Annotated in this window: 21 protein-coding genes and 3 rRNA genes; 15 read left to right on the top strand and 9 right to left on the bottom strand. The window is 67.3% G+C overall.

What is annotated here, in order from left to right:
* The first annotated feature begins 65 nt into the window (after positions 1-65).
* From AC5DRG_RS12325 to AC5DRG_RS12310, 4 genes are all read left to right on the top strand, one after another.
* A complete protein-coding gene (locus AC5DRG_RS12325) occupies positions 66-1,442 on the top strand; it encodes a CynX/NimT family MFS transporter (protein WP_491810134.1) in 1,377 nt (458 codons plus the stop codon).
* Positions 1,443-1,503: 61 nt separating this feature from the next.
* The gene (locus AC5DRG_RS12320) at positions 1,504-1,620 is read left to right on the top strand and encodes an SGM_5486 family transporter-associated protein (protein WP_491810132.1); all 117 of its coding nucleotides are present in this window, start codon (positions 1,504-1,506) and stop codon (positions 1,618-1,620) included.
* Between the two features lie 193 nt (positions 1,621-1,813).
* Entirely contained in the window at positions 1,814-2,020 is a 207-nt protein-coding gene (locus AC5DRG_RS12315; protein WP_491810130.1) for a hypothetical protein, read from the top strand.
* 67 nt (positions 2,021-2,087) lie between these two features.
* Positions 2,088-2,606, top strand: a complete 519-nt coding sequence (locus AC5DRG_RS12310) for a SixA phosphatase family protein (RefSeq protein WP_491810129.1) — start codon at positions 2,088-2,090, stop codon at positions 2,604-2,606.
* Between the two features lie 139 nt (positions 2,607-2,745).
* On the opposite strand, the gene serB is transcribed toward AC5DRG_RS12310, so the two are convergent.
* The gene (serB, locus tag AC5DRG_RS12305; RefSeq protein WP_491810127.1) at positions 2,746-3,954 is read right to left on the bottom strand and encodes a phosphoserine phosphatase SerB; all 1,209 of its coding nucleotides are present in this window, start codon (positions 3,952-3,954) and stop codon (positions 2,746-2,748) included.
* Positions 3,955-4,109: 155 nt separating this feature from the next.
* Positions 4,110-6,065: a streptophobe family protein gene (locus tag AC5DRG_RS12300; RefSeq protein ID WP_491810125.1), complete on the bottom strand. Its 1,956-nt coding sequence runs from the start codon at positions 6,063-6,065 to the stop codon at positions 4,110-4,112.
* 242 nt (positions 6,066-6,307) lie between these two features.
* Between AC5DRG_RS12300 and AC5DRG_RS12295 the strand changes: the two genes are divergently transcribed.
* Positions 6,308-8,845 (top strand): ABC transporter ATP-binding protein/permease, encoded by a 2,538-nt coding sequence (locus tag AC5DRG_RS12295; RefSeq protein WP_491810123.1) that lies wholly within the window; start codon positions 6,308-6,310, stop codon positions 8,843-8,845.
* Between the two features lie 27 nt (positions 8,846-8,872).
* On the opposite strand, the gene AC5DRG_RS12290 is transcribed toward AC5DRG_RS12295, so the two are convergent.
* The 3 genes from AC5DRG_RS12290 to AC5DRG_RS12280 all read right to left on the bottom strand — a co-directional run bounded on the left by AC5DRG_RS12290 (position 8,873) and on the right by AC5DRG_RS12280 (position 11,845).
* A complete protein-coding gene (locus AC5DRG_RS12290) occupies positions 8,873-9,664 on the bottom strand; it encodes a transglycosylase SLT domain-containing protein (RefSeq protein WP_491810121.1) in 792 nt (263 codons plus the stop codon).
* A 299-nt stretch (positions 9,665-9,963) separates the two neighbouring features.
* Entirely contained in the window at positions 9,964-11,049 is a 1,086-nt protein-coding gene (locus AC5DRG_RS12285; protein WP_491810119.1) for an S-adenosylmethionine:tRNA ribosyltransferase-isomerase, read from the bottom strand.
* 97 nt (positions 11,050-11,146) lie between these two features.
* The gene (locus AC5DRG_RS12280) at positions 11,147-11,845 is read right to left on the bottom strand and encodes an SDR family NAD(P)-dependent oxidoreductase (protein WP_491810118.1); all 699 of its coding nucleotides are present in this window, start codon (positions 11,843-11,845) and stop codon (positions 11,147-11,149) included.
* A gap of 227 nt (positions 11,846-12,072) precedes the next feature.
* Between AC5DRG_RS12280 and AC5DRG_RS12275 the strand changes: the two genes are divergently transcribed.
* The 3 genes from AC5DRG_RS12275 (at position 12,073) to chpE (ending at position 14,287) form a co-directional block, all read left to right on the top strand.
* Positions 12,073-13,218, top strand: a complete 1,146-nt coding sequence (locus AC5DRG_RS12275; RefSeq protein ID WP_491810117.1) for a GAF domain-containing sensor histidine kinase — start codon at positions 12,073-12,075, stop codon at positions 13,216-13,218.
* A complete protein-coding gene (locus AC5DRG_RS12270) occupies positions 13,211-13,849 on the top strand; it encodes a response regulator (protein WP_491810116.1) in 639 nt (212 codons plus the stop codon). The genes AC5DRG_RS12275 and AC5DRG_RS12270 overlap by 8 nt, the downstream gene beginning before the upstream one ends.
* A 192-nt stretch (positions 13,850-14,041) precedes the next feature.
* On the top strand, positions 14,042-14,287 hold the full coding sequence (chpE, locus tag AC5DRG_RS12265) for a chaplin ChpE (RefSeq protein WP_491810114.1): 246 nt from the start codon (positions 14,042-14,044) through the stop codon (positions 14,285-14,287).
* 290 nt (positions 14,288-14,577) lie between these two features.
* Here chpE and AC5DRG_RS12260 read toward each other — a convergent pair whose 3' ends face one another.
* The gene (locus AC5DRG_RS12260; protein ID WP_491810112.1) at positions 14,578-15,366 is read right to left on the bottom strand and encodes an Rv1486c family protein; all 789 of its coding nucleotides are present in this window, start codon (positions 15,364-15,366) and stop codon (positions 14,578-14,580) included.
* Between the two features lie 130 nt (positions 15,367-15,496).
* Here AC5DRG_RS12260 and AC5DRG_RS12255 point away from each other — a divergent pair, with 130 nt between their 5' ends.
* The 3 genes from AC5DRG_RS12255 (at position 15,497) to AC5DRG_RS12245 (ending at position 17,915) form a co-directional block, all read left to right on the top strand.
* Positions 15,497-16,288 carry an ABC transporter ATP-binding protein gene (locus tag AC5DRG_RS12255; protein WP_491810110.1) on the top strand — a complete coding sequence of 264 codons (792 nt, stop codon included), beginning with the start codon at positions 15,497-15,499 and terminating at the stop codon, positions 16,286-16,288.
* A gap of 94 nt (positions 16,289-16,382) precedes the next feature.
* Positions 16,383-16,817: an NfeD family protein gene (locus AC5DRG_RS12250; RefSeq protein WP_491810108.1), complete on the top strand. Its 435-nt coding sequence runs from the start codon at positions 16,383-16,385 to the stop codon at positions 16,815-16,817.
* 141 nt (positions 16,818-16,958) lie between these two features.
* Positions 16,959-17,915 (top strand): SPFH domain-containing protein, encoded by a 957-nt coding sequence (locus AC5DRG_RS12245; protein WP_491810106.1) that lies wholly within the window; start codon positions 16,959-16,961, stop codon positions 17,913-17,915.
* Between the two features lie 71 nt (positions 17,916-17,986).
* On the opposite strand, the gene AC5DRG_RS12240 is transcribed toward AC5DRG_RS12245, so the two are convergent.
* The 3 genes from AC5DRG_RS12240 to AC5DRG_RS12230 form a co-directional block, all read right to left on the bottom strand.
* Complete coding sequence (locus AC5DRG_RS12240; protein WP_491810104.1) at positions 17,987-18,493, bottom strand: HNH endonuclease; 507 nt, start codon at positions 18,491-18,493, stop codon at positions 17,987-17,989.
* 143 nt (positions 18,494-18,636) lie between these two features.
* Positions 18,637-19,176: a YbhB/YbcL family Raf kinase inhibitor-like protein gene (locus AC5DRG_RS12235; RefSeq protein ID WP_491810102.1), complete on the bottom strand. Its 540-nt coding sequence runs from the start codon at positions 19,174-19,176 to the stop codon at positions 18,637-18,639.
* Positions 19,177-19,216: 40 nt separating this feature from the next.
* Positions 19,217-19,999, bottom strand: a complete 783-nt coding sequence (locus AC5DRG_RS12230; RefSeq protein WP_491810101.1) for a sporulation protein — start codon at positions 19,997-19,999, stop codon at positions 19,217-19,219.
* Between the two features lie 144 nt (positions 20,000-20,143).
* On the opposite strand from AC5DRG_RS12230, the gene AC5DRG_RS12225 reads away from it, so the two are divergent.
* From AC5DRG_RS12225 to rrf, 4 genes are all read left to right on the top strand, one after another.
* Complete coding sequence (locus AC5DRG_RS12225; protein WP_491810099.1) at positions 20,144-20,785, top strand: DNA-3-methyladenine glycosylase; 642 nt, start codon at positions 20,144-20,146, stop codon at positions 20,783-20,785.
* Between the two features lie 529 nt (positions 20,786-21,314).
* A 16S ribosomal RNA gene (locus AC5DRG_RS12220) occupies positions 21,315-22,842 on the top strand.
* Positions 22,843-23,161: 319 nt separating this feature from the next.
* Positions 23,162-26,286: ribosomal RNA gene (locus tag AC5DRG_RS12215) — 23S ribosomal RNA — on the top strand.
* 106 nt (positions 26,287-26,392) lie between these two features.
* Positions 26,393-26,509 (top strand): 5S ribosomal RNA (gene rrf / locus AC5DRG_RS12210).
* Together the 16S, 23S and 5S rRNA genes form the textbook arrangement of a ribosomal RNA operon.
* The last annotated feature ends 95 nt before the right edge of the window (positions 26,510-26,604 follow it).

Raw genomic sequence — 26,604 nt, 5'->3', positions numbered from 1 at the left:
CGGGGGTGCCGGGAGGCAACCCAGGACTGGACAGCCAATCATCCCATGATTCTATGATGGCTCTCATGGCAAGTGAGGCAACCCGGACGACGACGTCCACGACCATGACCGCGAGCAGTTCGGCCGCGAGCAGCTCTGCCGAGAGCGAGAGCGAGCCCCAGGGAGACGGGGGAGCGGTCACGCGCGCGTGGCTGACGCGACTGGTCGTCGTCGGCATCGTGCTGTCCGCACTCAACCTCCGCCCCGCCATCACCAGCCTGGGTGCCGTCCTCGAAGAGGTCCGCGACGGGCTCGGCATGAGCGGCAGCCTGGCCGGACTGCTCACCTCCGTGCCCCCGCTCTGCTTCGCCGTCTTCGGTGTCACGGCCCCGCGTCTCGCGCGCCGGTTCGGGGCGGGCGCGGTCGTCTGCGCGGGCATGGCCGCCATCGCCGCCGGCCTGGCGATCCGGCCGTACGCCGGCGGCACGGCCGGCTTCCTCGCCGCCAGCGCTCTCGCCCTCATGGGCATCGCCGTCAGCAACGTCCTGATGCCGGTCATCGTCAAGCGCTGGTTCCCCGACCGGGTCGGCTCGATGACGGGCCTGTACTCCATGGCCCTCTCCATCGGCACCGCGGGCGCGGCCGCGGTGACCGTGCCCATGACCGAGGCGCTAGGCGGGAGTTGGCGGTTGGGGCTCGCGGTGTGGGGCGGCCTCGCGGCGGCTGCCGTGGTGCCGTGGATTCCGCTCGTACGGGAGCGGGGTGCGCGGAGTGCGGAGCCCGCCGCCGACGCACGCGCGCGTGTGGAGCCCGCCCACACGGCGGCCGTGTCCCCGTCCGGTCGGACTGACGCACGCGCGCGTGTGGAGCCCGCGCTGCGGATCACCCGGAGCCGTACCGCCTGGGCGCTCGCCGTGTTCTTCGGGCTCCAGGCCACCGCCGCCTACATCACGATGGGCTGGATGGCCCAGATCTTCCGGGACGCGGGCGTGCCCGCCGGCACGGCCGGGCTGCTCCTCGCCGTCACCATGGTCATGGGCGTGCCCCTGGCCTTCGTCATCCCGCGCCTCGCCACCCGGCTGCCCCAGCAGGGCCCGATAGTGATCGCGCTCGGCGTCTGCGGTCTCGCCGGATACGCGGGCCTGTACTTCGCGGCGGCCGGCGGCGCCTGGGCCTGGGCGCTGCTGCTCGGCGTCTCCAACTGCTCCTTCCCGCTCGCGCTCACCATGGTCGGCATGCGGGCCAGGACCGGCGCGGGCGTCGTCCAGCTGTCGGCCTTCGCGCAGAGCACCGGATACCTGATCTCCATCCCGGGCCCGCTCCTGGTCGGCGTGCTCTACCAGCACAGCGGCGGCTGGGGGCTGCCGATCGCGCTCATGACCGGCCTGATGATGCCCCAGATGGTGGTGGGCGTCCTCGCGGGGCGCAACCGCACGGTGGAGGAGGAGGCGGCGGCCCGCTGACCCACCCCGCTCACCTCACCCCGGGAGAGGCGGCGCGGGCGAAGGGTGCGAGACTTGCCGTATGCCAGTGCTCGACCCGAACCCCCCGAACGGCCAGAAGAAGATGCTGATCGTCTTCGGCTCCTTCTTCGCCATCTTCGTGATCATCGCGATCATCGCGTCGATCGCATCGCCGTGACCGCCTCTCGCTGACCACCTCTCCGTGACCGCGTCCCCGGCACATGGTGGGGCTAGCCCCCCATCCCCTAGGGGGTGAGTGTCAGGGTCAAGTGGGTGGATCACCGGATGGGTTGGGGGCCGCGGAGTCCGTAGTTTCGAGGTGTGGCCGCGAGAGGCGGACCACGGACCAGTCGAAGCCAGCGGAGGCACCCATGTCGGCCCCAGCGCACTCCCGGACCCACCCGGCGACCACGGGCCGCGTCGACATCCGCCTGCCCTGGTGGGCCCTCGCGCTCCCGGCGCTCGCCTTCATCACGCTGCTCCTGCTGATACTGAACCCGTCCGACGCCCAAGCGGCCTCCGGCGACCCCGTGATCAGCCAACTCGTCGAGCACGCACAGCAGCTGGTCGCGCGCTAGGCAGGGCCTGAGCGGGACGAGCCAACTCCCTGCGCCCCATGGCCTGTTTCATGCGAAGCTGGGTCTCATGAGCGTCGCAGAATCCCGCAGGATCGTCCTCTTCCGGCATGCGAAAGCCGACTGGCCACAGGTGACCGACCACGAGCGGCCGCTCGCTGAGCGGGGCCGCATGGACGCCGCAGTCGCCGGACGCAAGCTGGCCGACACCGGTATCCCCTTCGATCTGGCCCTGTGCTCCACCGCGACCCGGACCCGCGAGACCTGGAAGATCGCCGTTCACGAGCTCCCGCACCGGCCGAAAACCGTCTACGAGGAGCGGCTCTACGAGGCCTCTCCTGGTGAGCTGATCGCCGTGCTCAACGAAACGCCCGACGACGCCCAGGACGTGGTCATGATCGGCCACAACCCGGGCGTGCAGGGCCTGGCCGACATCCTGTCCGGCTCGGCCGACGGCGACGCCCGCGAGCGCCTGAGCCGCCGAGGCTTCCCGGCCGCCGCCTTCGCGGTCCTCTCCTTCACCGGCTCCTGGAAAACCCTGGAACCGGGCACGGCCACGCTGCTCGACTACTGGTCGCCGTCCGAGTAACCGCCATACGAAAGCCCCGGCACCTCTGAGGTGCCGGGCCACTTCAGCGCAGGTAAGGGGCGCAGGGAACTGCGCGACCAGCCCCCACCGGGCCCGCAGCGAACAGCCGGCCTTCCAGCGAAGCGCTCACGCGGAGCACTCAGTCCTCGTCGTGAGTGTCGGCCGCCTCGACCTCTTCCCGAGTCACCCCGAGCAGATACAGCACGGTGTCCAGGAACGGCACGTTCACCGCGGTGTGCGCCGCCTCCCGGACAACCGGCTTGGCATTGAAGGCGACACCAAGCCCGGCCGCGTTCAGCATGTCCAGATCATTCGCACCGTCACCGATCGCCACGGTCTGCGCCAACGGCACACCCGCCTCCGCCGCGAACCGCCGCAGCAGCCGCGCCTTGCCCGCCCGGTCCACGATCTCGCCGGTGACCTTGCCGGTCAGCCGCCCGTCGACGATCTCCAGCGTGTTGGCCTGGGCGAAGTCCAGCCCCAGCCGCTCCTTGAGATCATCGGTCACCTGGGTGAATCCGCCCGAGACGACGCCCACTTGGTAGCCGAGCCGCTTCAGCGTACGGATCAGTGTGCGCGCGCCCGGTGTCAGCCGGACCTCGCTGCGCACCTTGTCCACCACCGAGGCGTCCAGCCCCTCCAGCAGGGCCACGCGCGCGTGCAGCGACTGTTCGAAGTCAAGCTCCCCACGCATCGCCGCCGCCGTCACCTCGGCGACCTCGTCCTCGCATCCCGCGTGCGCCGCGAAGAGCTCGATCACCTCGTCCTGGATCAGCGTCGAGTCCACGTCCATGACCACCAGGCGCTGCGCCCGCCGGTGCAGACCCGCGGCGACGACCGCGATGTCGACACCGAGTGCCGCCGCGTCGGTCACCAGGGCGGTGCGCAGTGGCTCGGTCTCCACGCCGGACACCGCGAACTCGACCGCCGTCACCGGGTACTTGGCGAGCCGGAAGATACGGTCGATGTTGCCGCCGGCCCGGGTGATCCGGGCGGCGATGGCAGCCGTCGACTCCGCCGTCAGCGGATGCCCCAGCACGGTGACGAGTGAACGCCCGTGCCCGCGCGGCCGGTTGTCGCCGAGGCCGGAGATGATCTCCGCCTGCATCTTCATCGACCCCGCCCAGCTGTGGACGGTGGAACGCAGACTCCCTTCGAGCCCACGCGGCGGCGCGGTCACGAGCGCGCACAGCACGATCCGGCCGCGGGTGACGACCTGCTCGATGTCGATCACGTCGAGGGAGTACGCGGCGAGGGTGTCGAAGAGACCGGCCGTGATGCCCGGTCTGTCCTTGCCGAAGATCTTGACCAGGAGAGTAGGTACGTCGGAAGTCTGCGCAGCGTTCATGGTGCTTCCACCGTATCCGGCACCCAGTGCCCACCGCCGCTGAGGTCCGTCTGGCGGACAGAGAACAGTGGGTGTCGGTTCAGTGGCGTGAGCCTTACATAGGGGCCACCACTCGGCATGCCGCAGGGTTGTTTCCGGTCACGCGCCCCTCTGCGTCACCGCTGCCCCTTGGGCCTCCCCGGTGGTGGTGGCGGGGGAGGTGGCGGCGCGGGCGGCGGCGGGCGCTCGTCGGAGGAGGGCGGTTCCCCGTCCTTCCGTGCCCGGCGGGGACGATAGGGCCATCGTGGTGGCGGGCCCATCGGCCGGGCCCTGGTGGGCGCGCCGTACACATCGGCACCCGACGGTGACTCGCCCGGCGAGGCGTCACCCGACCCTCGCGCCGGGTCGGACGCCGGCGTCTCGTCGTAGGAATACGGACGCCCGCCACCCGTCGGCGGAGCCTCCTCGTACGGCCGCCCGCCACCCGTCGGCGGCGCCGCGTCCGGCGGACGTCCGGCCCCAGAGGGCGTCCCCCGCCCACTCGGCCGCGCATCCTCCGGCCCCTGCCTCCCATCGGGCCTCAGCAGCTCGTCAGGCACCCGCAGATAGGGATTGGTGGCGGAATTCGGTGGCCGGTAGGGCTCCACAGGCGCGTACGGCCCGGACCACACCGTGTGCCGTGGATACGCGGCTCCCTGGGCCCCCGCCCCCACGTCCCCCCGTGCCAGCGGCGCCGCCCGCCGCCCCGCCGCCCCGCTCGCGTACGCCAGCAGGGCCCCGGCGGCCCCCACCGCAGCCCCCCACAGCGCGCCCAGGAGCAGCGCAATGCCTAGATCCCCGCGCAGCTCGATCCCCGCGCCGAACGCGGGGAAGCCCAGCACGGACAGCGAGGCGTTCACGGACACCTCCGTCAGCCAGGCCAGCAGCGGCAGCGCCAGCGCCGTGGCGATGCCCAGCCGTAGCGCGCACTGCCCCGCGAAACCGAGGGCGCCGGGGTCACGTACGCCCGGAACACCACGTACGAGCGGGGTCCGCGCCGCCATCAGCACCCCCGCGAGCAGCATCATCAGGGCGGCCGCGACGCCCAGCAGCCATACCCGGCCGTCCAGCTCGGCCAGTCGGCTCAGGGAGACGGACTGGTCCTTCTCCGAGCTCAGCAGGTTGTCCAGCGGATCCGGCAGCAGGGTCGCCAGGGGGCCGGACGCCCGGCCGTCCCAGGGCACGAAGAGGCCGATCGGAATGCCCAGCCACACCCCGTTGGGCGCGCCGAGCAGTGCCGCGCCGGCGATCCGCTTGGGGTGGTCGTCGCTGATCGCCGCGTACCCCGCCGCCGCGAACCCGGCCGCCACCGCCACCAGCAGCACCGTGACGAGCGCCGACACGGCCGGCCGTACCACTCGGTGCACGGCCTCCCAGCCGCGCGGCAGGGGAGTGCGGCGGGAGGCCAGCAGGGCGATCAGCAGGATGCCGGCCGACCAGCCGAGTCCGCCGAGCAGGGTGGGCACGGTGTCGACGGTGAAGCCGACCGCCGCCTTCGCGTCGATGAGGTCGCCGACCTGATCGGGCAGCAGTCCGCCGATGTCACCGATGTCGCCGAGCCCGGGGATCTCAAGACCGCTCCCGCTCCCGCCGGTGCCCGGCAGGTCGTCGAGGCCCAGCGAGCTGCCGTCGAAGGTGATGACGTCGTGCCCCGCCCAGGCCAGCCCGCCCAGCATCGCCACGAACAGCGCGACCACCGCGCCCGCGCGCGCGAGGAGTTCGGAGCGTGAGATGACAACTCCCGCCCCGCGCAGGGATCGTAGGAAGAACCAGGACAGCAGCAGCGCGCCGACCAGGCTCACACCCAACGGTGTGATCACGATGGCCGTGGTCGCCTCCGCGCCTTCCAGGCCAAATGCGGACACGTCGCCGGACGGTGAGACCGAACCACCCGCACCGAGCGCCACAACAGCCGCGGTCATCGGGCCGAGCGAGCCCGCCGTGTCGGCCTCCAGCAGGTGCAGGCCGAGCGCGGCCGTGCCCGCCATCCCTATCAACGCCCAGCTCACGGCGGCGATCGAGGCCAGCAGGATGTCTCCCCACGGCAGCCTCGTGTCGTACCGCGTGGACTCGACACTCCTGGCAGAGCTCATGGCAGACCCCCCGATCCGCGAGCGCGGCCGGCCACCGCGCAGATCCCCCTCGCGAGGGATTACCACTCTCCGGGCCGGTTTCAACCCCGTCAACGGAAACAGACGAAGCGCCCGTCGGCAGTCTTCACAGGCTTCGGCTTTCAGTCGCAGGGGCGTGCCTGAAATAGTTCCCGACGATGTTCGACATCCCTACACTCCCTGTGTTGGGGGTATCTCGGGGGACTACTCAGGTGGGGCATGGAGTGCCGGAACTCGTACTGGAACTGAATGGACGGACCTGGACGCTCGACCAGTCCAGGCCCTACACGCTGGGCCGCGATCCGCAGGGGGACATCGTGCTCGACGACGCCAGGGTGTCCTGGCGTCACGCCACGATCAGCTGGGGCGGCCGGAGTTGGGTCATCGACGACCACGGCAGCACCAACGGCACGTTCGTGCAGGGCCAGCGGGTCCACCAGATGGAGATCGGCCCGGGCTCGGCCGTGCACCTCGGCAACGCGACCGACGGACCACGCCTGAACCTGTCCGGCACCGCGGCCTCCGTCGCCTCGCCGCAGGCACAGCCCCAGCAACAGCCGTACGCGGCACAGGGCGCGGGCGCCGCCTGGGGCCAACAGGCGCCGCAGACACCCGAGCAGAGCTGGCAGCCGCCGCAACAGGCCACGCCACAGCAGTCCGCGCCACAGCAGTCCGCGCCGCACATCCCGCAGCAGCAGGGCCCCGGCGTCGGCGCGGGAGCGCCGCCGGTCTACGGCGACCGTAGCCCGACCACGTTCCACCAGCTCCTGCTGGGCCGCGTGATGCGCATCGGCCGTGCCCTGGAGAACGAGCTGGTCGTCTCCGACCTGCAGGTCTCGCGCCATCACGCCGAGTTCCACGCGACGCCCGACGGCCGCTACGAGATCCGTGACCTGGGCTCGCACAACGGCACGTACGTCAACGGCCAGCCGATCCCCAAGGGCGGCTCGGCGCTGCTCGGCCCCAACGACATCGTGGGCGTCGGCCACTCCACGTTCCGCCTGGTCGGCGACCGCCTCGAGGAGTTCGTCGACACCGGTGAGATCTCCTTCTCGGCCCGCCATCTGACCGTCACGGTCGACGGCGGCAAGCAGATCCTCAAGGATGTCTCCTTCGGCGTCCCGGAGAAGTCGCTGGTCGCGGTCATCGGCCCGTCCGGCTCCGGAAAGTCCACCCTGCTCAAGGCGCTCACCGGCTACCGGCCCGCCAACCAGGGTGACGTCCTCTACGACAACCGGAACCTCTACAAGCAGTTCGCCGAACTGCGCCAGCGCATCGGTCTGGTGCCGCAGGACGACATCCTGCACAAGGAACTGACCGTCAAGAAGGCCCTCAAGTACGCGGCCAAACTGCGCTTCCCCGCCGACACCACGGGCGAGGAGCGCCAGTCGCGCATAGACGAGGTGCTGCGTGAGCTGAAGCTCGACATCCACAAGGAGAAGAAGGTCACCTCCCTCTCCGGCGGCCAGCGCAAGCGCGTCTCCGTGGCCCTGGAGCTGCTCACCAAGCCATCGCTGATCTTCCTCGACGAGCCCACCTCCGGCCTCGACCCGGGCATGGACCGCGACGTCATGCAGCTGCTGCGCGGCCTCGCCGACGACGGCCGCACCGTCCTCGTGGTCACCCACTCCGTGGCCGAACTGGCTCTGTGCGACAAGCTCCTGGTCATGGCGCCGGGCGGCGCGGTCGCCTACTTCGGCCCGCCGGAGGAGGCACTGAACTTCTTCGGCTACGACACCTGGGCCGACGTCTTCTCCGCCTTCGAGAACTACCGCGACTACGACTGGGCCGGACGCTGGCGGGGCTCGCAGCACTACCAGATCTACGCCGCCGACATAGACGCCGTCGCGCCACAGTCCGTACAGATGCCTCCGATGCAGGCGATGAAACCGCGGAAGCCGCAGGGCTGGATGAGCCAGTTCGGCACCCTGGTGAGCCGCTATGTCTCGGTCATCGCCTCCGACAAGGGCTTCCTGGCCCTGACGGTGATCCTGCCGCTCGTCCTCGGCGCGGTGAGCCTGCTCATCGACTTCGGCGACCCCCTCCTGCCCAAACCCATCGACCCGAGGACCAAACTCCCCGAGCCGAACAGCACCGCCACCACCGTCCTGCTGATCCTCGCGGTCGGCGCCTGCTTCGCCGGCGCCGCCAACTCCGTCCGTGAACTGATCAAGGAACGGGTCATCTACGAGCGGGAGCGCGCCACCGGCCTGTCCCGCTCGGCGTATCTGATGTCCAAGGTGGTCGTGCTCGGCGTGATCACCGTCCTGCAAGGACTGATGGTCGGCCTCATCGGGTTCGCCAGCCGTGGGCTCCCGAAGGAGGGCCTGGTCCTCGGCAGCGCCACCCTCGCGGAGCTGTGCCTGCCGATCATGGGTCTCGGGTTCACCTCGATGATGTTCGGCCTGATCATCTCCGCGCTGGTGAAGACGTCCGAGAAGACCATGCCGCTGCTGGTCATGTTCGCGATCATCCAGGTCGTCTTCACCGGCTGCCTGTTCACCCTGAACGGCACGATCGGCGTCAACGAACTCTCGTACCTCATGCCGTCGCGCTGGGCGGTCGCCGCCGCGGGCGCCACCCTGGACTTCAACAAGGTCAACCCGCCCGTCAAGCCGGGCGACTCGACCGACCCCCTCTGGGATCACACGGTAAGCGCCTGGGGCCTCGACATGATCGCCCTCATCGCCATCGGCGTGGTCCTCGGCTTCTTCGTGGCCCGCTTCTTGCGCCGCCACGAGCCAGAGGTCATGCGCAAGTAGCGATGACGCGCTTATCCAGCGGAGCGCTTAGTAGGCGCCGTTGACGTTGTCGATCGAGCCGTACTTGTCGGCCGCGTAGTTCGCGGAGGCGGTGATGTTGGCGACCGGGTCGTACTGGCTCCAGGCCGTGCCCGAGACGTGGTACGCGTCGAAGGTCGGCTTGATGATCTGCAGCAGACCGATCGACGGGGTGCCGTTGATGGCGTTGATGTCCCAGCCGTTGATGGCGTTCGGGTTGCCGGAGGACTCCCGCATGATGTTGCGGTACAGGCCGTTGTACGTGCCCGGGATGCCCTTGGACTTCATGATGTCCAGGGATTCCTTGATCCAGCCGTCGAGGTTGTTGGCGTAGGTCTTCGCGGCGACCGCCTTGACCTTGGCGCGCTGCGCGGACCGGCTCGCGGCTTCCTTCGCCTTGCGGTCCGCGGCGGCCTTCTTCTCCGCGGCCGCCTTCTTGGCGGCGTCGGCGGCGGCGGCCTTCTTCTTGGCGGCGGCGGCGTCGGCGGCGGCCTTCTTCTTCGCGGCGGCCGCAGCCGCGGCCTTCGCCTTGGCCTCGGTGGCCTCGGTGGCCTTGGCCTGGAGGCTGGAGTCGGCCTCGGCCAGCTGCTCGCTGACGCCGGTCTGGAGGTCCTTCAGCTGCTCGGAGCTGTACGCCACCGAGGTCGCCGCGCCGGCCTCGGACGTGGTCGTCTCGGCGTTCGCGGGAACCACGGAGAAGGCGAGGGCGGCGGCGCCGAGGGTGGCGACACCGGCGAGCGCGATCTTGTGGGTCTTGGTCAGCGCACGACTACGACCACGACTGTTGCTGTTCTCGGGCATGGCGGGTGGACCTCTTCGAATAGCGCGGAGGTCGCTCATCGTCCGATGGGGGACACGGGTGCTTCCGGCACAAACGCCGCGGGCAGGACCCACGGCGCTGAGCGACGGCTGCCATTCTTAGCGGCCGCAAAATGCGGTGGCAAAGGTGTGACCTACGATCCCGGGTAGTGGACCCAGGAAGGGCAAAACGGGACAGACTAGGCAGTCTGTCCCGCTCATGAGGGGCCCCCTTATCTCCTATCTACCCTCGTACGTGATTTGCGCCCTATGTGCGGGCTCACATCGAGCAGGTAGCAGTCTCACCAGCAGTTGCTGAAGCAACGCTCTGAGTGAGGCTCCTCCTCCGGAAGGACGAGATGCACGTCCCCGAACTCGTGCCACAGGTAGAACCCGCGCAGCGCCTCCTCGTACCCGCGGTCGACCGCCGCCCGCCCCGCGATCGCCTCCAGCATCAGCAGATGCGAGGCCTCCGGCTCGTGCAGCCCCGTCAGCAGCCCGTCCACCACCCGCACCCCGCGCTCGGGAGTGACGACCAGATCGGTCCACCCCTCGGCCGCCCGCACGACCCCGTCGGCCCCGACAGCGGACTCCACGGCCCGCACGGCAGTAGTCCCGACCGCGATGACCCGCCCTTCTCCCGCCCGCACCGAGTTGATCAGCCGGGCCGACGCCTCCGGCACCGCGAACCGCTCCGGATACGGCGGCTCGTGCGCCTCGGCCGAGGCGACCCCGGTGTGCAGCGTGATCGGCGCGAACTGCACCCCCCGGCTCACCAGCTCGGCCACCAGCCGTGCCGTGAAGGGCCGCGCGGCACTCGGCATCTCCGCACTGCCCGCCCCGTCGGCCGACGGCAGCGCGAACACCGTCTGATACACGGACAACGGCTGATCCCGCTCCGTATAGGAGTAACGAATGGGCCGCCCGTGCTCCCGCAACAGCCCGAGCACCCCGCCCCCCGACACCCGGGCCCACCACAGCCGCTCACCGTCCCGGCTCAGCGGTTCCTCCAACACCAGCCCTACGTCCCCGGCCAGCCGCACCTCCGTCCCCGCGGGCCCTCCCGCACGCGCACGCGTGGTGCCCCGCCCGTCCGGATCCCGCAGCTCAACGGCCCACCGCCCGTCGTCCCCGAGCGTGGAGAAATGCACCACCACGCGCGCGTGCCCGATCCGCCCGTCCACCGCGGCGGCCAGCGTGGACGACGTGTTGACGACCAGCAGATCCCCGGCCCGCAGCAACCCCGGCAGCTCCCCGAACACGTGATGCGACACCTCGGTCCCACACGACACCAGCAGCCGTACGTCGTCCCGCCCGAGCCCGGGCCCACGCTGCTCGGCCGGCACCCGCGCCGACAACTCCTCCGGAACCCTCACCGCATGCGTCATCGCCCCTCCGCCAGACCCGGCACGCTGCACCGCCCGCGCGTGGGCGGCTCGCCGGATCCTCTTGACGCCGGACTCCGTCCGTCGGTTGTGCGGCCCGTCATCGAGTCACCTCCAGCAGCGCCGGCGCCGCGTACCGCCCGCTAGCCGGCCGCTCCTCCAGTAGCCGCAGGAAGGCCGGCACCACACCGGCCGGCTCCGGTCGCGGCTCCTTGTCGTCCGGTACGGCCGCCGCGTACAGGTCCGTCCCCATGTCCCCGGGGTCGACCGCCCAGACCCGCAGACCGGGCTCCTCCGCCGCGAGCACCGCCGTGAGGTGGTCGAGGGCCGCCTTGGACGCCCCGTAGCCGCCCCACGTCTCGTAGGCCTCCGCGGCCGCGTCCGAGCTGACCGCGATCACCGCACCCGCCCGGGCCTCCCGCAGCAGCGGCAGCGCCTCCTGGACCAGACCCAGCGCGGCCACCACGTTCACCTCCAGCGCCCGCCGCAGCCCCTCCAGGGGCAGTTCGTCCAGTCGTACGAGCGGCTCGGCGCCCAGCGCGCTGGCGTTGTTCACCACCAGGTCCACGCCGCCGAACTTCCACGCGGCCGCCACCAGCTCGGCCCGGTGCCGTACGTCTGTGACGTCCCCGGCCAGAGCCTCCACACGAGTCCCGTGCACGGACAGGGCCCCGGCCGCCTCCCTGAGGGCCTCCTCGGTCCTGGCGTCCAGCACCAGATCCCAGCCCCGCGCCGCCAGGGCCTCGGCGAGCGCCCGCCCCAGCCCCTTCGAGGCCCCCGTGATGATCGCTACCGGCATGACAACCGTCCCCTCGTTCCTCGCCCGCCTCTGATCGGCGGTGACCTCAACGTAGGAACCGGACCCTCCCCACCGCGTCGGACGCGGGCCCCAAGACGGCGGGGCCCTTTGCCCTAAGCCACCGAACTGGGGACCTCCGCCCTAGGACCGGTCCTAGACCCACCGCCCTAGGCGCCCCCGCCAACAGCCCGATCCGCGTTGTCGGACCCCGCCGGTAGCGTGAGGGCATGAGTCAAGGCCCCCGGTCCGGTCTGGCCGCGGTGAGCACCGCGCTGCTGGCCATGAGCAGGCATCTAGAGGTGCGCGACGTCCTCAAGACGATCGTCGCCTCGGCCCGCGAGCTGCTCGACGCGCAGTACGCCGCACTGGGCGTCCCGGACGACCACGGAGGCTTCGCCCAGTTCGTGGTCGACGGCGTCAGCGACGAGCAGTGGAAGGCCATCGGCCCGCTCCCGCGCCAGCACGGCATCCTCGCCGCGATGCTGCGCGAGGCCAGGCCCGAGCGCCTCGCCGACGTCCGCAAGGACCCCCGCTTCGAGGGCTGGCCGTCCGCCCACCCCGACATGTCCGACTTCCTGGGCCTGCCGATCCGCGACGGCGACGAGGTCATCGGCGCCCTGTTCCTCGCCAACAAGAGCTGCCCCAAGCCCGAAGGCAGCTGCGGCTTCACCGAGGACGACGAGGAACTGCTGTCGATCCTCGCCCAGCACGCGGCGATCGCCCTGACCAACGCCCGCCTGTACGAGCGCAGCCGCGAACTGACGATCGCCGAGGAGCGCTCCCGGCTGGCCCATGAACTGCACGACGCGGTCAGCCAGAAGCTGTTCTCCCTGCGCCTGACGGCACAGGCCGCCGCCGCCCTGGTGGACCGCGACCCGTCCCGCGCCAAGGGCGAGTTGCAGCAGGTGGCCGCGCTCGCGGCGGAGGCCGTCGACGAACTGCGCGCCGCCGTCGTCGAGTTGCGCCCCGCGGCCCTCGACGAGGACGGCCTGGTCGCCACCCTCCGCACCCACATCCAGGTCCTCGACCGCGCCCACACCGCGCGCGTGACCTTCACCGCCCACGGCGTCCGCGCGCTGCCGGCCGCCCAGGAGGAGGCCATGCTCCGCGTCGCCCAGGAGGCCCTGCACAACGCCCTGCGGCACTCCGGGGCGGCCAGGGTCGACGTGAGCGTGGACAAGCGCGGCTGTGGCGCGGTCCTGCGGGTCACGGACGACGGCAGCGGCTTCGACCCCCACACGACCCGCAGCGCGGGACGCCACCTCGGCCTGGTCTCGATGCGGGACCGGGCGAGCGGGGTCGGCGGCGGGCTGACGGTGGAATCGGCGCCCGGAAAGGGCACCACGATCGAGATGGAGGTCCCCGGTGGCTGACGCAATCAAGGTGCTGATCGTCGACGACCACCAGGTGGTCCGCCGCGGCCTGCGCACGTTCCTTGAGGTACAGGACGACATCGAGGTCGTGGGCGAGGCGGCCGACGGCGCCGAAGGAGTCGCCCGCGCCGAGGAGTTGCGGCCCGACATCGTCCTCATGGACGTCAAGATGCCGGGCATGGACGGCATCGACGCGCTGCGCAAGCTCCGCGAACTCGCCAACCCCGCGCGCGTGCTGATCGTCACCAGCTTCACCGAACAGCGCACGGTGATCCCGGCCCTGCGCGCGGGCGCCGCCGGATACGTCTACAAGGACGTCGACCCCGACGCCCTGGCCGGAGCCATCCGCTCGGTCCACGCCGGCCACATCCTGCTCCAGCCGGAGGTCGCGGGCGCGCTGCTCTCCCAGGAGGAGGCCAACTCGGGCCAGGGCAGAGGAGGTTCCCTCACGGAACGGGAGCGCGAGGTGCTCGGCCTGATAGCGGACGGCCGCTCGAACCGCGAGATCGCCCGCGCCCTGGTCCTGTCCGAGAAGACAGTGAAGACCCACGTCTCGAACATCCTGATGAAACTCGACCTGGCGGACCGCACCCAGGCGGCGCTGTGGGCGGTACGCCACGGTGTGGCCTGACAAAGCCCATGGAAGGCGACGGACAAGCCATGACGACCGCCAAGACGACCGGCAATACGGAACGTCTCGTTCCGGAGTGAGATTCATACCGTCGTGGGAATGTCCCCCGGATGGCGCATCCTTTGTGGATCTCCGCCGTTCTCCAGTGCGTGCTGCGGCGACTGCCGCGGCGATCGCTAGGAGGGCTTAGAAGTGAAGAACCTGAAGAAGGTAGCGGCCGTGACGATGGTGGCCGGTGGGCTGGTGGCCGCGGGCGCCGGTATGGCCTCCGCCACCGACGGCTCGCACGCGGACGGCAAGGCCGTGGGCTCTCCGGGTGTCCTCTCGGGCAACCTCGTCCAGGTCCCGGTCCACGTCCCGGTGAACGCGGTCGGCAACAGCGTGAACGTCATCGGTGTGCTGAACCCCGCCTTCGGCAACCTGGGCATCAACCGCTGAGGTCTGTCACGGACCCGGCAGCGACCTCCGGCCTCCCGAGCACTTCGCTCCGGGAGGCCGGTCGGCTTTTCCGCCCAATGATCCTTTCCGGCGTTGGATGGCGTACGACCCGCGGCCGGGTCGGATGCCGGCACATTTCAGGCCGTGAGGCGTGCACATCTAGACGCCGGTCCAGGTATCTCAGCCCGTCCGGCGTTTGAGGACAAGGCCCGTTCAGGGCCGGAGCGGGGGTCTGGGGGCGCAGCCCCCAGGGACGCCCACCCGAACGCCGGCCACCAAGAAGAGGACGCTCACCGCACCCCCCGCTCCCGCTCCTCCACAACGGAGTTGTACGCCGCGACCTGCGCCCGCCGAGCCGTCCGTTCCACAGGCCGCAACGCATCCCCCCGCGCAGCGATCTCGGACGCACTCACCGCACCCCCATGCCCGTTCTCGCCGGCGACGGAAATCAGCACCCCCACCCGCTGCGCCAGCTCCAGCACCCGCACCGCCCGCGGCGGATACCCCGGCGCCAACACCTCCCGCCCCCGCTCGGCCCGCGCCCGATACGCGTCGATGGCCGCCTCGGCAACCGGCCCGGACCCGGCGACATCGAGCCGCGACAACACAGCCGTCGCGTCCCGCAACGCCTCCGCGAGCTCCCGCTCGGCCTCACCCAACGACGGCACATCGGCAGGCGGCGCCTCCCGCACGGGAAGCACGTGCCAGACGACCTCGACATGCACATCACCCTGGGGCCCGGCCTCGTACACCTCGGGCACCAGGCCCAGCGCGGCCCCGAAACAGGTCACCGCCTCCTCGGCGTCCAGCGCCCGCGCGTTGAACTCCGGCGGTCCGCTCAGCCCCAGCGGATGCCCCGGCGCGGGCAGCGCGACCCGCAGCCCGGTCACTCCGAGCGTCCGCAGCCGCCCCAGCGCGAACGTGAGCCCGACCGGCGCCGACTCGCCCGGCAGCCCCTCCACCCGATGCACGGCGTCCTCGCCGACGATGGCGAGTACCGCGTCGTCCGGCGAGACAAGTCCGGCCAACAGGGCATTTCCCCATGCCGCAAGGCGTCCTGAACGTGGTTCCGAAAGCATGCCTCCACCCTAAGGACCGGACCGATGGAATGGACTGCCGGGCCGGTGGCGTAGATTTCTTCGAGGGCTGCGCCTACCGGCGCACGCGACAGCCGAGAAGGCCGACACTGCAATGGGAGACAGCGCGCTCATGAGCGATGTTCTGGAGCTGGAGGACGTATCCGTGGTCCGGGAGGGCCGGGCTCTGGTGGACCAGGTCTCCTGGTCGGTCAAGGAAGGTGAGCGCTGGGTCATTCTCGGTCCCAACGGCGCCGGAAAGACGACCCTTCTGAACGTCGCGTCCAGCTACCTCTTCCCCAGCAGCGGCACCGCCACCATCCTCGGCGAGACCCTCGGCAAGGTCGACGTCTTCGAACTGCGCCCCCGCATCGGCGTGGCCGGCATCGCCATGGCCGAGAAGCTCCCCAAGCGCCAGACCGTACTCCAGACGGTACTGACGGCCGCGTACGGCATGACCGCCGGCTGGCACGAGGACTACGAGGACATCGACGAGCAGCGCGCCCGCGCCTTCCTCGACCGCCTCGGCATGAGCGACTACCTGGACCGCAAGTTCGGCACGCTGTCCGAGGGCGAACGCAAGCGCACCCTCATCGCCCGCGCCCTGATGACCGACCCCGAACTCCTCCTCCTCGACGAGCCCGCCGCCGGCCTCGACCTCGGTGGCCGCGAGGACCTCGTACGCCGTCTCGGCCGCCTCGCCCGCGACCCCATCGCCCCCTCCATGATCATGGTCACGCACCATGTCGAGGAGATCGCCCCCGGCTTCACCCACGTCCTGATGATCCGCCAGGGCAAGGTCCTCGCCGCGGGCCCGCTGGAGCTCGAACTCTCCTCCCGCAACCTCTCCCTCTGCTTCGGCCTCCCGCTCGTCGTCGAACAGGTCGGCGAACGCTGGACCGCACAGGGCCTCCCGATGTCGTGATGCGGTGAAGTCCCCGCGAGAACACGGGTAAGAAGCCGGTTCCGGTCCCATCGCGCCCTGTCCGTGCAGGTCCTACGGTCCTACCATTGACCATGTGAACGACATCGACGCATGGGTGTGGTGGCTGGTCGGCGCGGCCGCACTGGGAATCCCGCTCGTGGTGACCGCGATGCCGGAATTCGGCATGCTCGCGGTGGGCGCCGGCGCAGCGGCGGCCGTCGCCGGACTGGGCGGCGGAGTGGTGGCCCAGGTACTCGTCTTCGCGATCGTCTCGGTGGCCCTCATCGCCGTCGTACGGCCCATCGCGACCCGGCATCGCGCCCAGCGACCCCAACTCGCCACAGGCGTCGAGGCGTTGAAGGGCAAACAGGCTCTCGTACTGGAGCGTGTCGATGGCTCGGCCGGCGGCCGGATCAAACTCGCCGGCGAGATCTGGTCGGCACGCGCGCTCGACACCGACCGCATCTACGAAGCGGGGCAAGAGGTGGACGTCGTGGACATCGAGGGGGCCACGGCAATCGTCATGTGACCTCGCCAATCGGGGTACGACGCAACTGAACGAACGCCCCACGAGCTGCACGACGGTCTGTCACACTCGACCAGCAAGATCTTCAACAAGCATAAGATCTTCCGAAAGTGCCGAGGCGGAGAAGGGTACGGGGAAGCAACGATGGAACCGGTCATCATCGTCTTGATCATCCTGGTGGTGTTGGTCTTCATCGCCCTGATCAAGACGATCCAAGTCATCCCGCAGGCCAGTGCCGCCATCGTGGAGCGCTTCGGCCGCTACACGCGGACGCTCAACGCTGGCCTCAACATCGTGGTCCCGTTCATCGACACGATCCGCAACCGCATCGACCTGCGTGAACAGGTCGTCCCGTTCCCGCCGCAGCCGGTGATCACCCAGGACAACCTGGTCGTCAACATCGACACGGTCATCTACTACCAGGTGACCGACGCGCGGGCCGCGACGTACGAAGTGGCCAGCTACATCCAGGCAATTGAGCAGCTGACGGTCACCACCCTCCGCAACATCATCGGTGGCATGGACCTCGAACGCACCCTCACCTCCCGCGAGGAGATCAACGCGGCCCTGCGCGGCGTACTGGACGAGGCGACAGGCAAGTGGGGCATCCGAGTCAACCGCGTCGAGCTGAAGGCGATCGAACCGCCCACCTCCATCCAGGACTCGATGGAGAAGCAGATGCGCGCCGACCGAGACAAGCGCGCCGCGATCCTCACCGCCGAAGGTACGCGCCAGGCTGCCATCCTCACCGCCGAAGGTGAGAAGCAGTCCCAGATCCTGCGCGCCGAGGGTGAGGCCAAGGCCGCCGCCCTGCGCGCCGAGGGCGAGGCCCAGGCCGTCCGCACGGTCTTCGAGGCGATCCACGCCGGAGACGCCGACCAGAAGCTCCTCAGCTACCAGTACCTCCAGATGCTCCCGAAGATCGCCGAAGGCGACGCCAACAAGCTCTGGATCGTCCCCAGCGAAATCGGCGACGCCCTCAAGGGCCTCTCCGGCGCCATGGGCAACATGGGCCCGTTCGGCGGCGGTTCGAGCGACGGAGGCAACTCCGGCGGCTCAGGCGGCGGCAACGAACGCCGAGAGAAGCCGTCGATCGACTGACACGACAGCGGCCGTACGACAATGGGGCCCATCTCCCTCGGGAGGTGGGCCCCAGTCACATCAGCCGCCGGCTAGGCGGCGTCTCGTACCAGCCAGTCCGGCAGGGCGTCGAAGTCCTCGTGCCCCAGCGACAGCAGCATCGCGTTCGCAGGCGACGGCTCGAACGGCTGCCGCAGCAGCGGCATGCCCGCCTGCTCCGGAGTCCGGGCGGCCTTGCGGTGGTTGTCCTCGGCACACGAGGCCACGGTGTTCAGCCAGGAGTCCTGCCCACCCTGCGCCCGAGGCACCACGTGGTCCACGGTCGTCGCCCGCCTACCGCAGTACGCGCACCTGTGCCTGTCCCGCACCAGGACACCCCGCCTCGACCACGGAGCTTGTCTTCGGAAGGGCACCCGTACATAGCGGCACAGTCTGATCACCCGGGGCGCGGGTATGTCCACCGCGGCTCCGCGCATACGCAGTTCGGGGTGGGCCTGCTCGACGACGGCCTTGTCCTGGAGCACCAGAACGACGGCTCGATTCAATGTCACCGTCGACAGCGGCTCAAAGCTCGCGTTCAGCACCAGCGTGTCCCGCATCCAGCCCACCTCCTCCGCGCACCGGCCCACCCCTTGGCGGGCTGGATCAACTCTGGCCGGGCACGCCGAGATGGACAACGCAATAAAAACTGCCCGCCCCTGATCACTTCCATGACCAGAGGCGGGCAAACGTTCAATGAACGTCAGGCTTCAGCGGGATTCTCGTACTCACCGATCAGCTGGGCACGTGCCAGCGCGTGGAATCGCAGGTTGAAGCCCACATACGCGGGAGAAGCGTCCGAATCCGGACCCAGCTTCTCCTGATCCACGGCGTACACCGTGAACACATAGCGGTGCGGCCCGTCCCCGGGCGGCGGGGCGGCACCACCGAAGTCCTTCGACCCGTAGTCGTTGCGCGCCTGTACGGCACCCTCCGGCAGCCCCTCGAACTTGCCGCTGCCCGCACCCACCGGCAGCTCGGTCACCGAGGCCGGGATGTCGAACAGGACCCAGTGCCAGAACCCGCTCCCCGTAGGGGCGTCCGGGTCGTAGCAGGTCACGGCGAAACTCTTGGTCTCGGCCGGGAAACCCTCCCACCGCAGCTGCGGCGAGGTGTTGCCGGCCGCGTAGACCTGAGCGTCCTTGAGTGTCGAACCCGCCTCGACATCCTCACTCGTGACCGCGAAAGACGGCACTGGCGGATGGAAGTCATGGGGGAGCGGCCGCCTCTTGAGCTCGGTCACCTCGGTACCTCCTGATCGGTTCGTTCCGTGGGTGACGAGCCTAGAACCAGTTGCGCTTGCTGCCGACCTCCGACAGCCACTGGTTGAGGTACGCCGTCCAGTCCGTCGCGTGGAAGTCGTGCAGCCCCACCTGGAACGACCGGAACGTGTCGCTGCCCTCGCTGAACAGACCCGGCTTCTTGTCCATCTCCAGAATGACGTCCATCGTGTTCTCGTCCGCGACGAAGCTCAACTCGACCTGGTTCAGCCCCCGGTACTGCTGCGGCGGGAAGAACTCGATCTCCTGGTAGAACGGCAGCTTCTGCCGCGTACCCCGGATGTGCCCGCGCTCCAGGTCCGCGTTCTTGAACCGGAAGCCGAGCTGGATGAACGCGTCCAGGATCGCCTTCTGCGCCGGCAGCGGGTGCACGTTGACCGGGTCCAGGTCACCGGAGTCCACGGCACGCGCGATCGCCAGCTCCGTGGTCACCCCGATGTTCATCCCGCGCAGGGCCTGTCCGTCGATCATCGTGACCGGCGTCTCCCAGGGAATCTCCAGGCCGAACGGCACGGCGTGCACGGCACCGGCCTGAACCTCGAAGGCACCGCCCAGCTGCACCTTCGTGAACTGGACGTCCTGCTTGTACTCGGTGTCCTGGCCCTCGACCTCGACGCGGGCCTGCAGCCCGACCGACAGCCCCTGGATCTCCTGGTTGACGGACCCGCCCTGGATCCGCACCTCACCCTGAACGACGCCGCCCGGGACGACGTTGACCTCGGTCAGCACCGTCTCGACCGAAGCCCCGCCGGCCCCCAGGCTCGCGAGCAGCTTCTTGAACGCCATGTCTCTCCTCTTTACTTGCGCATGGACCCTTGATCCCTACAAACGCGATCCGGCCGTAACCGGTTCCGCGCCCACACCCTGGCAAGGCGAGCGGCCACTGACCACCCCACTCACGCAGACCGCTCTGCACTACGCTCGGACGCCATGATCGCGACCCCCGACCGTACGCCCCTCCACAGGGCGTTCTTCGACCGGCCCGTACTGGAAGTGGCCCCCGACCTCTTGGGCCGCATCCTCGTACGCACCACCCCCGATGGTCCGATCGCCCTGCGCCTCACAGAGGTCGAGGCCTACGACGGCCCGAACGACCCCGGCTCCCACGCCTATCGCGGCCGCACGCCCCGCAATGACGTGATGTTCGGTCCGCCCGGTCATGTGTACGTCTACTTCACCTACGGCATGTGGCACTGCATGAACCTGGTGTGCGGTCCGGAGGGCAGGGCGAGCGCGGTGCTGCTGCGGGCCGGCGAGGTCGTTGAGGGCGCCGAGCTGGCTCGTAAACGTCGACTCTCGGCCCGAAATGACAAAGAACTGGCCAAAGGGCCCGCCCGGCTGGCCACGGCCCTGGGCGTGGACCGAGCCCTGGACGGCACGGACGCGTGCGCGGTCGAGGGAGCCCCTCTCACGGTCCTGCCGGGCACCCCCGTACCCCGCGACCAGGTACGCAACGGCCCCCGCACCGGAGTGTCCGGCGACGGTGGAGTCCACCCGTGGCGCTACTGGATCGCCAACGACCCGACGGTGAGCCCTTATCGGGCCCATACACCCCGACGTCGCTCAACTTGACGCGTCCCTGGGGGGACCGTAACGTAGCCCGAGCCGCTTGAACCGGGTACGGCGTTTCGCCAGCAGCCGGAAGCGGCCACCCACTACCTACGACTTCCCCTCAGCGGGGGCGATTTCGGCATGCTCGCATGTCTGAATTCGAACCTGCGGAACTCGATTATGAGTTGGCGCGGGAATCGGCTAACGTAGTGAATGTCGAAAGGCCGACGGAGCGAAAGCCCAGAGCTCAAGACAATCCCGCCGACAGGGAATTCGGACCGGAAACGGTCTGATAGAGTCGGAAACGCAAGACCGAAGGGAAGCGCCCGGAGGAAAGCCCGAGAGGGTGAGTACAAAGGAAGCGTCCGTTCCTTGAGAACTCAACAGCGTGCCAAAAATCAACGCCAGATATGTTGATACCCCGTCCATCGGATTATTCCGGTGGCGAGGTTCCTTTGAAGAAAACACAGCGAGGACGCTGTGAACGGCCGGGCTTATTCCGCCTGGCTGTTCCGCTCTCGTGATGTGTGCACCGGATTACCGGTAAACATTCACGGAGAGTTTGATCCTGGCTCAGGACGAACGCTGGCGGCGTGCTTAACACATGCAAGTCGAACGATGAACCGCTTCGGTGGGGATTAGTGGCGAACGGGTGAGTAACACGTGGGCAATCTGCCCTGCACTCTGGGACAAGCCCTGGAAACGGGGTCTAATACCGGATAACACCGTCTCGGGCATCTGGGATGGTTGAAAGCTCCGGCGGTGCAGGATGAGCCCGCGGCCTATCAGCTTGTTGGTGAGGTAGTGGCTCACCAAGGCGACGACGGGTAGCCGGCCTGAGAGGGCGACCGGCCACACTGGGACTGAGACACGGCCCAGACTCCTACGGGAGGCAGCAGTGGGGAATATTGCACAATGGGCGAAAGCCTGATGCAGCGACGCCGCGTGAGGGATGACGGCCTTCGGGTTGTAAACCTCTTTCAGCAGGGAAGAAGCGCAAGTGACGGTACCTGCAGAAGAAGCGCCGGCTAACTACGTGCCAGCAGCCGCGGTAATACGTAGGGCGCAAGCGTTGTCCGGAATTATTGGGCGTAAAGAGCTCGTAGGCGGTCTGTCGCGTCGGATGTGAAAGCCCGGGGCTTAACCCCGGGTCTGCATTCGATACGGGCAGACTAGAGTGTGGTAGGGGAGATCGGAATTCCTGGTGTAGCGGTGAAATGCGCAGATATCAGGAGGAACACCGGTGGCGAAGGCGGATCTCTGGGCCATTACTGACGCTGAGGAGCGAAAGCGTGGGGAGCGAACAGGATTAGATACCCTGGTAGTCCACGCCGTAAACGGTGGGAACTAGGTGTTGGCGACATTCCACGTCGTCGGTGCCGCAGCTAACGCATTAAGTTCCCCGCCTGGGGAGTACGGCCGCAAGGCTAAAACTCAAAGGAATTGACGGGGGCCCGCACAAGCAGCGGAGCATGTGGCTTAATTCGACGCAACGCGAAGAACCTTACCAAGGCTTGACATACACCGGAAAGCATCAGAGATGGTGCCCCCCTTGTGGTCGGTGTACAGGTGGTGCATGGCTGTCGTCAGCTCGTGTCGTGAGATGTTGGGTTAAGTCCCGCAACGAGCGCAACCCTTGTTCTGTGTTGCCAGCATGTCCTTCGGGGTGATGGGGACTCACAGGAGACCGCCGGGGTCAACTCGGAGGAAGGTGGGGACGACGTCAAGTCATCATGCCCCTTATGTCTTGGGCTGCACACGTGCTACAATGGCAGGTACAATGAGCTGCGATGCCGTGAGGCGGAGCGAATCTCAAAAAGCCTGTCTCAGTTCGGATTGGGGTCTGCAACTCGACCCCATGAAGTCGGAGTTGCTAGTAATCGCAGATCAGCATTGCTGCGGTGAATACGTTCCCGGGCCTTGTACACACCGCCCGTCACGTCACGAAAGTCGGTAACACCCGAAGCCGGTGGCCCAACCCCCTTGCGGGGAGGGAGCTGTCGAAGGTGGGACTGGCGATTGGGACGAAGTCGTAACAAGGTAGCCGTACCGGAAGGTGCGGCTGGATCACCTCCTTTCTAAGGAGCACTTCTCACTCGGACTTGTCCGGGTCAGAGGCCACTACGCAGGCAAACGTTCTGCGGTGGTTGCTCATGGGTGGAACGTTGATTATTCGGTCTGGTTCACGGGTCGGAGGCTTGCGAGTACTGCCCTCTTCGGAGGGCGTGGAAAGCATGATCTTCGGGCGGGACCGGGCCGGGCACGCTGTTGGGTGTCTGAGGGTACGGCCGATGAGGCTGCCTTCAGTGCCGGCCCCAGTGCACTCGAACCTGCTGGTTCGGGGTGATGGGTGGTTGGTCGTTGTTTGAGAACTGCACAGTGGACGCGAGCATCTGTGGCCAAGTTTTTAAGGGCGCACGGTGGATGCCTTGGCACCAGGAACCGATGAAGGACGTGGGAGGCCACGATAGTCCCCGGGGAGTCGTCAACCAGGCTTTGATCCGGGGGTTTCCGAATGGGGAAACCCGGCAGTCGTCATGGGCTGTCACCCATACCTGAACACATAGGGTATGTGGAGGGAACGCGGGGAAGTGAAACATCTCAGTACCCGCAGGAAGAGAAAACAACCGTGATTCCGGGAGTAGTGGCGAGCGAAACCGGATGAGGCCAAACCGTATACGTGTGAGACCCGGCAGGGGTTGCGTGTGCGGGGTTGTGGGATCTCTCTTTCACAGTCTGCCGGCTGTGAGACGAGTCAGAAACCGTTGATGTAGGCGAAGGACATGCGAAAGGTCCGGCGTAGAGGGTAAGACCCCCGTAGTCGAAACATCAGCGGCTCGTTTGAGAGACACCCAAGTAGCACGGGGCCCGAGAAATCCCGTGTGAATCTGGCGGGACCACCCGTTAAGCCTAAATATTCCCTGGTGACCGATAGCGGATAGTACCGTGAGGGAATGGTGAAAAGTACCGCGGGAGCGGAGTGAAATAGTACCTGAAACCGTGTGCCTACAAGCCGTGGGAGCGTCGGACATCAAGCTTGCTTGATGTCTCGTGACTGCGTGCCTTTTGAAGAATGAGCCTGCGAGTTTGCGGTGTGTTGCGAGGTTAACCCGTGTGGGGAAGCCGTAGCGAAAGCGAGTCCGAACAGGGCGATACAGTAGCGCGCTCAAGACCCGAAGCGGAGTGATCTAGCCATGGGCAGGTTGAAGCGGAGGTAAGACTTCGTGGAGGACCGAACCCACCAGGGTTGAAAACCTGGGGGATGACCTGTGGTTAGGGGTGAAAGGCCAATCAAACTCCGTGATAGCTGGTTCTCCCCGAAATGCATTTAGGTGCAGCGTCGTGTGTTTCTTGCCGGAGGTAGAGCACTGGATAGGCGATGGGCCCTACCGGGTTACTGACCTTAGCCAAACTCCGAATGCCGGTAAGTGAGAGCGCGGCAGTGAGACTGTGGGGGATAAGCTCCATGGTCGAGAGGGAAACAGCCCAGAGCATCGACTAAGGCCCCTAAGCGTACGCTAAGTGGGAAAGGATGTGGAGTCGCAGAGACAACCAGGAGGTTGGCTTAGAAGCAGCCACCCTTGAAAGAGTGCGTAATAGCTCACTGGTCTAGTGATTCCGCGCCGACAATGTAGCGGGGCTCAAGCGTACCGCCGAAGTCGTGTCATTCCAGCATGAGGGCCAACGCCCGCTGGGATGGGTAGGGGAGCGTCGTGTGCCGGGTGAAGCCGCAGCGGAAGCTAGTGGTGGACGGTTCACGAGTGAGAATGCAGGCATGAGTAGCGATACACACGTGGGAAACGTGTGCGCCGATTGACTAAGGGTTCCTGGGTCAAGCTGATCTGCCCAGGGTAAGTCGGGACCTAAGGCGAGGCCGACAGGCGTAGTCGATGGATAACCGGTTGATATTCCGGTACCCGCTGCGAAGCGTCAAACATCGAGCCCATTAATGCTAAGGCCGTGAAGCCGCCCTGATCTCTTCGGAGTTGAGGGGAGTGGTGGAGCCGCCGGCCCAAGGTGGTAGTAGGTGAGTGATGGGGTGACGCAGGAAGGTAGTCCAGCCCGGGCGGTGGTTGTCCCGGGGTAAGGGTGTAGGACGTCAGGTAGGCAAATCCGCCTGGCACATAGTCTGAGACCTGATGCCGAGCCGATTGTGGTGAAGTGGATGATCCTATGCTGTCGAGAAAAGCCTCTAGCGAGTTTCATGGCGGCCCGTACCCTAAACCGACTCAGGTGGTCAGGTAGAGAATACCGAGGCGTTCGGGTGAACTATGGTTAAGGAACTCGGCAAAATGCCCCCGTAACTTCGGGAGAAGGGGGGCCATCACTGGTGAGGGGACTTGCTCTCCGAGCTGGGGGTGGCCGCAGAGACCAGCGAGAAGCGACTGTTTACTAAAAACACAGGTCCGTGCGAAGCCGTAAGGCGATGTATACGGACTGACGCCTGCCCGGTGCTGGAACGTTAAGGGGACCGGTTAGTCACTCTTCGGGGTGGCGAAGCTGAGAACTTAAGCGCCAGTAAACGGCGGTGGTAACTATAACCATCCTAAGGTAGCGAAATTCCTTGTCGGGTAAGTTCCGACCTGCACGAATGGCGTAACGACTTCTCGACTGTCTCAACCATAGGCCCGGTGAAATTGCACTACGAGTAAAGATGCTCGTTTCGCGCAGCAGGACGGAAAGACCCCGGGACCTTTACTACAGTTTGATATTGGTGTTCGGTTCGGCTTGTGTAGGATAGCTGGGAGACTTTGAAACGCGGACGCCAGTTCGCGGTGAGTCGTCGTTGAAATACCAGTCTGGTCGTGCTGGATGTCTAACCTGGGTCCGTGATCCGGATCAGGGACAGTGTCTGATGGGTAGTTTAACTGGGGCGGTTGCCTCCTAAAGAGTAACGGAGGCGCCCAAAGGTTCCCTCAGCCTGGTTGGCAATCAGGTGTTGAGTGTAAGTGCACAAGGGAGCTTGACTGTGAGACCGACGGGTCGAGCAGGGACGAAAGTCGGGACTAGTGATCCGGCGGTGGCTTGTGGAAGCGCCGTCGCTCAACGGATAAAAGGTACCCCGGGGATAACAGGCTGATCTTCCCCAAGAGTCCATATCGACGGGATGGTTTGGCACCTCGATGTCGGCTCGTCGCATCCTGGGGCTGGAGTCGGTCCCAAGGGTTGGGCTGTTCGCCCATTAAAGCGGTACGCGAGCTGGGTTTAGAACGTCGTGAGACAGTTCGGTCCCTATCCGCTGCGCGCGCAGGAATATTGAGAAGGGCTGTCCCTAGTACGAGAGGACCGGGACGGACGAACCTCTGGTGTGCCAGTTGTTCTGCCAAGGGCATGGCTGGTTGGCTACGTTCGGGAGGGATAACCGCTGAAAGCATCTAAGCGGGAAGCCTGCTTCGAGATGAGTATTCCCACCCCCCATGAGGGGTTAAGGCTCCCAGTAGACGACTGGGTTGATAGGCCAGATCTGGAAGCCCGGTAACGGGTGGAGGTGACTGGTACTAATAGGCCGAGGGCTTGTCCTCAGTTGCTCGCGTCCACTGTGTTAGTTCTGAGACAACGAACGGTTGTCGGCTAGAGCTTGAACCACACAACAGAAAAGTGTGCTTGTTCGCTCGAAACCATTAGGGTTTCGGTGGCCATAGCGTGAGGGAAACGCCCGGTTACATTCCGAACCCGGAAGCTAAGCCTTACAGCGCCGATGGTACTGCAGGGGGGACCCTGTGGGAGAGTAGGACGCCGCCGAACAATCTTTGGAGGACCCCTGGTCCCAGCGTTCACGCTGGGACCAGGGGTCCTTTTGTTTTTTGAGACAAAAACAGCCCGGAGCGCGTCGGCTAGCC

This window comes from Streptomyces sp. JLBG701 (assembly GCF_058544905.1).
The sequence above is the reverse complement of the archived record's forward strand: the minus strand, read 5'-3'. Positions and strand labels throughout refer to the sequence as shown.